The sequence below is a fragment of the Candidatus Hepatincolaceae symbiont of Strigamia maritima genome (assembly GCF_055505085.1).
The window spans coordinates 1-5,705 of record NZ_DBKDTU010000209.1; the positions used below are offsets into that span (position 1 = coordinate 1).

A 5,705-nucleotide genomic window follows, 5' to 3' on the forward strand; every position below is an offset into this window, starting at 1 on the left:
AAGAGTATAATTGAATTTTTAGATTATTTTGAAGATGAGGCAACTTGTTTAGAAATCTTTGAAAGAATAAGATTTAAAGATGGTTATAATTGTCTTCATTGTAATCATAATCAAATTTATAAATATAGTGATGGTAGATTATTCAAATGTAAAAAATGCAGACAACAAGTTACAATTAAAGTTGGGACTATATTTAAAAATTCAAAAATACCTTTAAGAAAATGGTTTCTAGCAATATATTTGTTAACATCTGCCAAGAAAGGCATATCATCAATTCAGATGGCTAATCAAGTTGGTGTAACACAGAAAACTGCTTGGTATATGGTGCATAAATTAAGGAATATTGTATTTAATGAAAACATGGATTTCAATGGTATTATTGAGATTGATGAAACCTATATTGGTGGCAAAGAAGCTAATAAATCATTAGATAAGAAAACTCCAAATGCACAAGGTAGAAGTTTAAAATCTAAAACTGCTATATTAGGTATTGTTAATAGAGCTAATGACACTAATAAAAAATCTATTATTGCCTTTAAAGTTGGATAATGTTAAAAGTTCAACTGTTAAAAGTATAATTAAGAATATCAATAGACATGTAACTATTTATACCGATGAATTTAGAAGTTATAATTCATTAAAGAAAGAATTTAATCATCAACAAATTAATCATAGCATTAAAGAATGGGTTAATGGAGATGTTCATACAAATAACATTGAGAATTTTTGGAGTTTATTTAAAAGAGGATATTTAGGAATATATCATTGGATGAGTAAGAAATACTTGCAGTTATATATTAATGAATTTAGTTTTAGATATAATTATAAAGATAATTATTGAGGTGAAATGTTATCAAAAAGCATAGGTAAGGTAATTACTTATAAGGAGCTAAAAAGTGCATGAAAAGAAACAACAAGATAAAACTATTCAAGCAATTAATATGTCTTTTTATGAACTGTTGAATAAGGCTATTAATACTAAGGTTGGTGATAAAAATACTAAGAAAAAGCCTGAAAAACCAAGAGAAATAAAGAGCTAAATATCAATTTTTATATTTACATTTTAAAAAAATGTGCTATACTGTCAACAGTCTGAAGATGAAGTGAATGTGATTTGTTCCTGTATGACTTAATAATTTTCAATTTTAAAAAGGAGACTGTTGATGAAAAGACTAATTTTATTAGCTCTTATTGGGTTTGTGTACCCTAATTTCTTATATGCTAATACTCAAAAATTTGTGGTTCAAATATTAAAGATGGAATAGTAGTTTGTTATAATTTAAAAAGTTATGCCATCTATATACTTTGTTGACCAACATGCTTATTTATTAGATTTTCTCCTATTATCGTCTTTGCATAACATTTGACAATTTTCTAATTCTGTTTTTCCGCCTTCACACCAAGGTTTAATATGGTCAGCTTCCATTTCTTTAATATCAAATTCTTTTTTACAGACAATACAAATACCTTTTTGTTTTTCATAAATTTGCCTCTTTTGTTTTTCTGTAAAGGCACGGATATTAAGATGTTTCTCATTCTTTGTAAGAATATACGAATATACACCTTTCTTGTTTGTAATATCGTCGTCTAACATTAATTCAGAAATTTTCTTCTCAAATACTTTCCCATCGTATTCTACATCTTTGAATTGATTATACAATAAACCGAAATCAATGCCTTTCATTTCTTTTCTATAATGAATAAATGTTAAATTTACCCAGTTAATTACATTTTGAAAATATGTCCATAACTCATTAGCATTTGGCTTGTGTTGATTTTTAGACATATATTCCTCTATCTTATCTTCACTTATCCATTTTATGGTAGTTTCTAGATAATCTTGCCTTATAGAGCTTCCTGTTAAATATTGATTTCCTATGTTATAGGCTGGACAACTTGTTTTACTAAAATACTTTTTTGCATCACTTAACCAAGTACCTGTATAGATAGCATTTCTTAACTCTTGATTTGTTAGTTTTTCACCAGCGATATTAATAATTTTAAACCAATCTAGTTTTTCTCTATTTTCTCCTTCGCAAAAATATATCATAAGTTTGTAATTTAGTATCTGCTCCTTTTCTTCATCTTCAAGATTGTGAAAATACTGATAATCTAAGCTAAAATTACCCTCTACATATTCACAAATACTTATTGTTCTTTGCTGTCCATCCAAAACCTCAAAAGTTCCGTCTTCGTTTTTTACCCAATACATCACATTAAGTGGAAAGTTCTTTTTTACAGTTTCTATGACGGCGTTTCTTTGCTGTTCTTTGTAGACAAATTCTCTTTGATATGCAGGTCTTATATTTAAATTTCCTCTATAAGCTATACAACCTTGTTCGTCGTTATTAACATATTCATTCACTACGTCTCTAATTGTTATTTCTTGTAATTGTATTTTCATATTTTTTTGTTTCTAACGATTATTATAAAATAAGGAACCTTACCATTTATTGTCAAGTCCTTGTCATCATCGCCTTTGCGAAATTTAATTATCTCAAACTGTTCTGGATTAAACTTATCTAAAAATGTAATTGGCACACCCATTGCACCAGACCAATCACAAGGAATATCTGCCGTTTTATTTACATTTATTGCATCATAATTATCATAGTGAGGATACTCCTCCGGATTGTATTTCTTGTATAAAACTAATTCCTCTTTTCGTTTTTGGTGTTCTAAGTTTGTGAGCCATAAACAGTTATTTGTTGAAACGATTCTGTCTCCGTTTTCATCAATTCTTGCTTCACTACCGTATAAATCATAATGTTTCGGGACAATAAAGCCAGATATTCCTCTTCCCATTCTAATACCAAGCCAAGCCTTGTTTTCTTTTATGAGTTTAAATATTTCTTTATAAGTAATAGCGTTGATATTTCCTATGACTAAAAACTGTTTATCATATTCTATTAATTGTGATATGTATTCCCTAAATAAAGAGAATGGCGGATTTGTTATAACGATGTCAGCTTCTTTTAATATCTCTATGCATTCATTGCTTCTAAAATCGCCATTTTGTTTTAATGATGTTTTGACTGTATTTAAATTATTAATTTTGCCATCGTTGTTATTATCTTTTACAATTTCTAATTTGTAAGTAGGTCTCTCAATATGAAAATGAGTAGCAACTAACTTCTTCAATCCTAAATGTTCAAAATTATTACTAAAGTATCTCCAAAAATTACTTTCTTGTGGATCGTCACAATTACAAAAAACTACCTTGTTTTTAAAATGCCCTTTGTAATGTTTTAGTTCATTTTCAATATCTACAAGCTGAGTATAAAATTCATCTTTTTTATTTGATTTTGCTTTCTTTAAATTATTATTTTCTCTTTTTGCCATACACTTATTAACTTTTATTTTTTCTTGGTTTAATTTTGATCAACTTACTTAAAGTTTTTTCAAAATTGACATCTTTTTTAAATTCAGGATTATCTTTTTTAACATTATCTACCATTTGTTTTATAGAAGAAACCTTTTTAACTCCTTGTGGTTTTTTGTCATCTTTTATTTCAGTCATATTTTAAGCAATCAATTCTTTATAAGATAAATTCTTTCTCTCACAATTTTGAAAGAAATTACCAAATTTTCCAAAATCATCAAGATGTCTTTTGTTGTATCTATAGCTAAATTCTAAAAGGTATTTATCAATGTGCTTTTTTGAAGTCCAAATATAAATGCCATTAATGCCTCTTTTCAAATGAGACCAAAATCCTTCAATTGTATTTGTATGAATTTTATAAGCTTCTCTGTTATCTTTCTTAACATACTCGCCTTTTGAGTGATTAATTTTGTGGTGTTTATAATTCCATTTAAGAACATTATAAGCTCTCCATTCATCTGTTATAATTGTAGAACCTTCTTTTATATTTTCATAAATTGTTGGTTGTAAGTCATAAGTTTTAGCAGACTCAACTTTTTTAGCTATAACTTCTTTTTTATCTCTATTTACAATTCCTATAACAACAGTTTTATTACTCATTTTATTTTCCATTTTAGCTCTACCGCCAATATAAACTTCGTCAATTTCAGATATTCCATCAAATTGCATTGTTGAATCTTCCATTGCGACTCTAATTCTTTGTAGCAGATACCAAGCAGTTTTTTGAGTAACACCAATATATTGTGAAAGTTGAATTGATGAAATTCCTTTTTTAAGAGTTGTAAATAGATAGATTGAAAAGAACCATTTTAATAATGGAACATTTGAACCTTCAAACATAGTTCCTATTCTAATGGAGAATTTTTTTAGACAAGAAGAACATTTAAAAGTTTTACCATTTTGAAATTTGTATATTTTAGAACATTGACAATGTGGACAAGTTATATTTTCTTTGGAATCAAATCTTTGATTTATTAACCAATCTATACAGACTTGTTCGTCTTTAAATTTCTTTTGAAAATCTAGTAAATTCATATATTTTACAATCAAATTATCTTAAATAATTATAAACTATAACTTTTTAAAAGTAAACAATTTTGGTCAACAAAGTATATAGATGGCAAAGTTATAATAAAAATCCTAAAATATCATTTGAATTTGGTAATGGTTCTATTGCTAGATATGAAATATTAGAAAATCTAGGAGAACTAGCAAATGAATAATTTGGGTTTATTTGGTATATAATAGTCTAATTTTATTAAGATATTTTCCCCTAAACCAATTTAGCATTATATATAAAATACCAAAATCAGCTCCTAATAATGGCAGTTTATAAATTAGTAATTTTAAATTAATAATAGCTCCAAGAATAGATAATATAATTAACATTACTGAAGGATAAGGAAAAATTAATTCATTCTCAAATAATAAGCAACTATTAAAAAAATGGATATAAGAATTTTTAAAAGTATTAGTAAAATAATCTATAAAAGCGATAAAACCTTCTAAGAACTAATTAGATACAGCAAAACTAGCAATTAATATTTTTAGTATTAACCCTACCCAAAAAAACTTATTATAATATACTAATGACAACATATGTTAATTAATACCTACTATTTTATAATCTATAATAACATAATACTATGCTAAAAAAACAACGTCTTGCTAAAATTATTGCTAATTCAGGATTATGCTCCCGTAGAGTTGCGGAAGAATTAATTCTAAATAATAAAGTAAATGTAAATAATGTTACAATTAATAGCTGTACTACTTTTGTGGATAATAATGACTACATTACTGTGAATAATATTGCCTTAACCATTAAAGAAGCACCTTTACAATTATGGATTTACCATAAGCCAAGAGGCTTAATTACTTCTTATAAAGATGAGAAAAATCGCCCTACGGTTTTTGATGCTTTACCTAACAACCTGCCAAGAGTAGTTTCCATAGGAAGATTAGACTATAATTCTGAAGGGTTATTGCTACTTACCAATAACGGAAAATTAGCTAATCTATTGAGTTCTCCACAATTAAAATTACAAAGAGTATATCATGTAAAAGTTTTTGGAACTTTATACAAAACACGACTTGACACTTTAAGTTATGGTATCACTATTGATGGCATAATTTATAAACCTATTAGGGTAAAGATACTCTCACAACATTTGGCTAATGCTTGGTTAGAGTTTACCTTAACCGAGGGGAAAAATCGAGAAATTAGAAATATTTGTAATTATTTAGAACTTAAAGTTAATCGGTTAATTAGAATAGCATTTGGACCTTTTAAATTAGATGATTTAAAAATAGGAGAACTTAA

Annotated in this window: 9 protein-coding genes; 5 read left to right on the forward strand and 4 right to left on the reverse strand. The window is 26.8% G+C overall.

The genetic code is table 11. The features are described from left to right. The 3 genes from ACQCX0_RS05720 to ACQCX0_RS05730 form a co-directional block, all read left to right on the forward strand. On the forward strand, positions 1-549 hold a 549-nt coding region (locus ACQCX0_RS05720; RefSeq protein ID WP_462563210.1), incomplete at its 5' end, for an IS1595 family transposase. Beyond that, positions 506-841: an IS1595 family transposase gene (locus ACQCX0_RS05725; RefSeq protein WP_462563211.1), complete on the forward strand. Its 336-nt coding sequence runs from the start codon at positions 506-508 to the stop codon at positions 839-841. The genes ACQCX0_RS05720 and ACQCX0_RS05725, both read left to right, overlap by 44 nt. Positions 842-896: 55 nt before the next feature. Next, a complete protein-coding gene (locus ACQCX0_RS05730; RefSeq protein ID WP_462563212.1) occupies positions 897-1,040 on the forward strand; it encodes a hypothetical protein in 144 nt (47 codons plus the stop codon). A 281-nt stretch (positions 1,041-1,321) separates the two neighbouring features. Here ACQCX0_RS05730 and ACQCX0_RS05735 read toward each other — a convergent pair whose 3' ends face one another. From ACQCX0_RS05735 to ACQCX0_RS05750, 4 genes are read right to left on the reverse strand one after another with little or no spacing between them, the layout of a single operon-like run. Further along, the gene (locus ACQCX0_RS05735) at positions 1,322-2,404 is read right to left on the reverse strand and encodes an HNH endonuclease family protein (protein ID WP_462563213.1); all 1,083 of its coding nucleotides are present in this window, start codon (positions 2,402-2,404) and stop codon (positions 1,322-1,324) included. Continuing rightward, positions 2,401-3,342, reverse strand: a complete 942-nt coding sequence (locus ACQCX0_RS05740) for an adenine-specific methyltransferase EcoRI family protein (protein WP_462563214.1) — start codon at positions 3,340-3,342, stop codon at positions 2,401-2,403. Before ACQCX0_RS05740 ends, ACQCX0_RS05735 begins: the two co-directional genes overlap by 4 nt. Before the next feature lie 7 nt (positions 3,343-3,349). Beyond that, positions 3,350-3,520, reverse strand: coding sequence for a hypothetical protein (locus tag ACQCX0_RS05745; RefSeq protein WP_462563215.1), 171 nt, complete (start codon positions 3,518-3,520; stop codon positions 3,350-3,352). Between the two features lie 3 nt (positions 3,521-3,523). Beyond that, positions 3,524-4,417: an IS1595 family transposase gene (locus ACQCX0_RS05750; RefSeq protein ID WP_462563216.1), complete on the reverse strand. Its 894-nt coding sequence runs from the start codon at positions 4,415-4,417 to the stop codon at positions 3,524-3,526. A gap of 62 nt (positions 4,418-4,479) precedes the next feature. Between ACQCX0_RS05750 and ACQCX0_RS05755 the strand changes: the two genes are divergently transcribed. Both ACQCX0_RS05755 and ACQCX0_RS05760 read left to right on the forward strand, forming a co-directional pair. After that, the gene (locus tag ACQCX0_RS05755; RefSeq protein ID WP_462563217.1) at positions 4,480-4,605 is read left to right on the forward strand and encodes a hypothetical protein; all 126 of its coding nucleotides are present in this window, start codon (positions 4,480-4,482) and stop codon (positions 4,603-4,605) included. 423 nt (positions 4,606-5,028) lie between these two features. Further along, a partial coding sequence (locus tag ACQCX0_RS05760; protein ID WP_462563218.1) for a pseudouridine synthase occupies positions 5,029-5,705 on the forward strand: 677 nt, incomplete at its 3' end.

What these genes read in the sequence shown, in the direction of transcription:
- ACQCX0_RS05745 (WP_462563215.1), bottom strand. Translation starts at nt 3,520, where the DNA reads ATGACTGAAATAAAAGATGACAAAAAACCACAAGGAGTTAAAAAGGTT.
- ACQCX0_RS05750 (WP_462563216.1), bottom strand. Translation starts at nt 4,417, where the DNA reads ATGAATTTACTAGATTTTCAAAAGAAATTTAAAGACGAACAAGTCTGT.
- ACQCX0_RS05725 (WP_462563211.1), top strand. Translation starts at nt 506, where the DNA reads ATGACACTAATAAAAAATCTATTATTGCCTTTAAAGTTGGATAATGTT.
- ACQCX0_RS05735 (WP_462563213.1), bottom strand. Translation starts at nt 2,404, where the DNA reads ATGAAAATACAATTACAAGAAATAACAATTAGAGACGTAGTGAATGAA.
- ACQCX0_RS05740 (WP_462563214.1), bottom strand. Translation starts at nt 3,342, where the DNA reads ATGGCAAAAAGAGAAAATAATAATTTAAAGAAAGCAAAATCAAATAAA.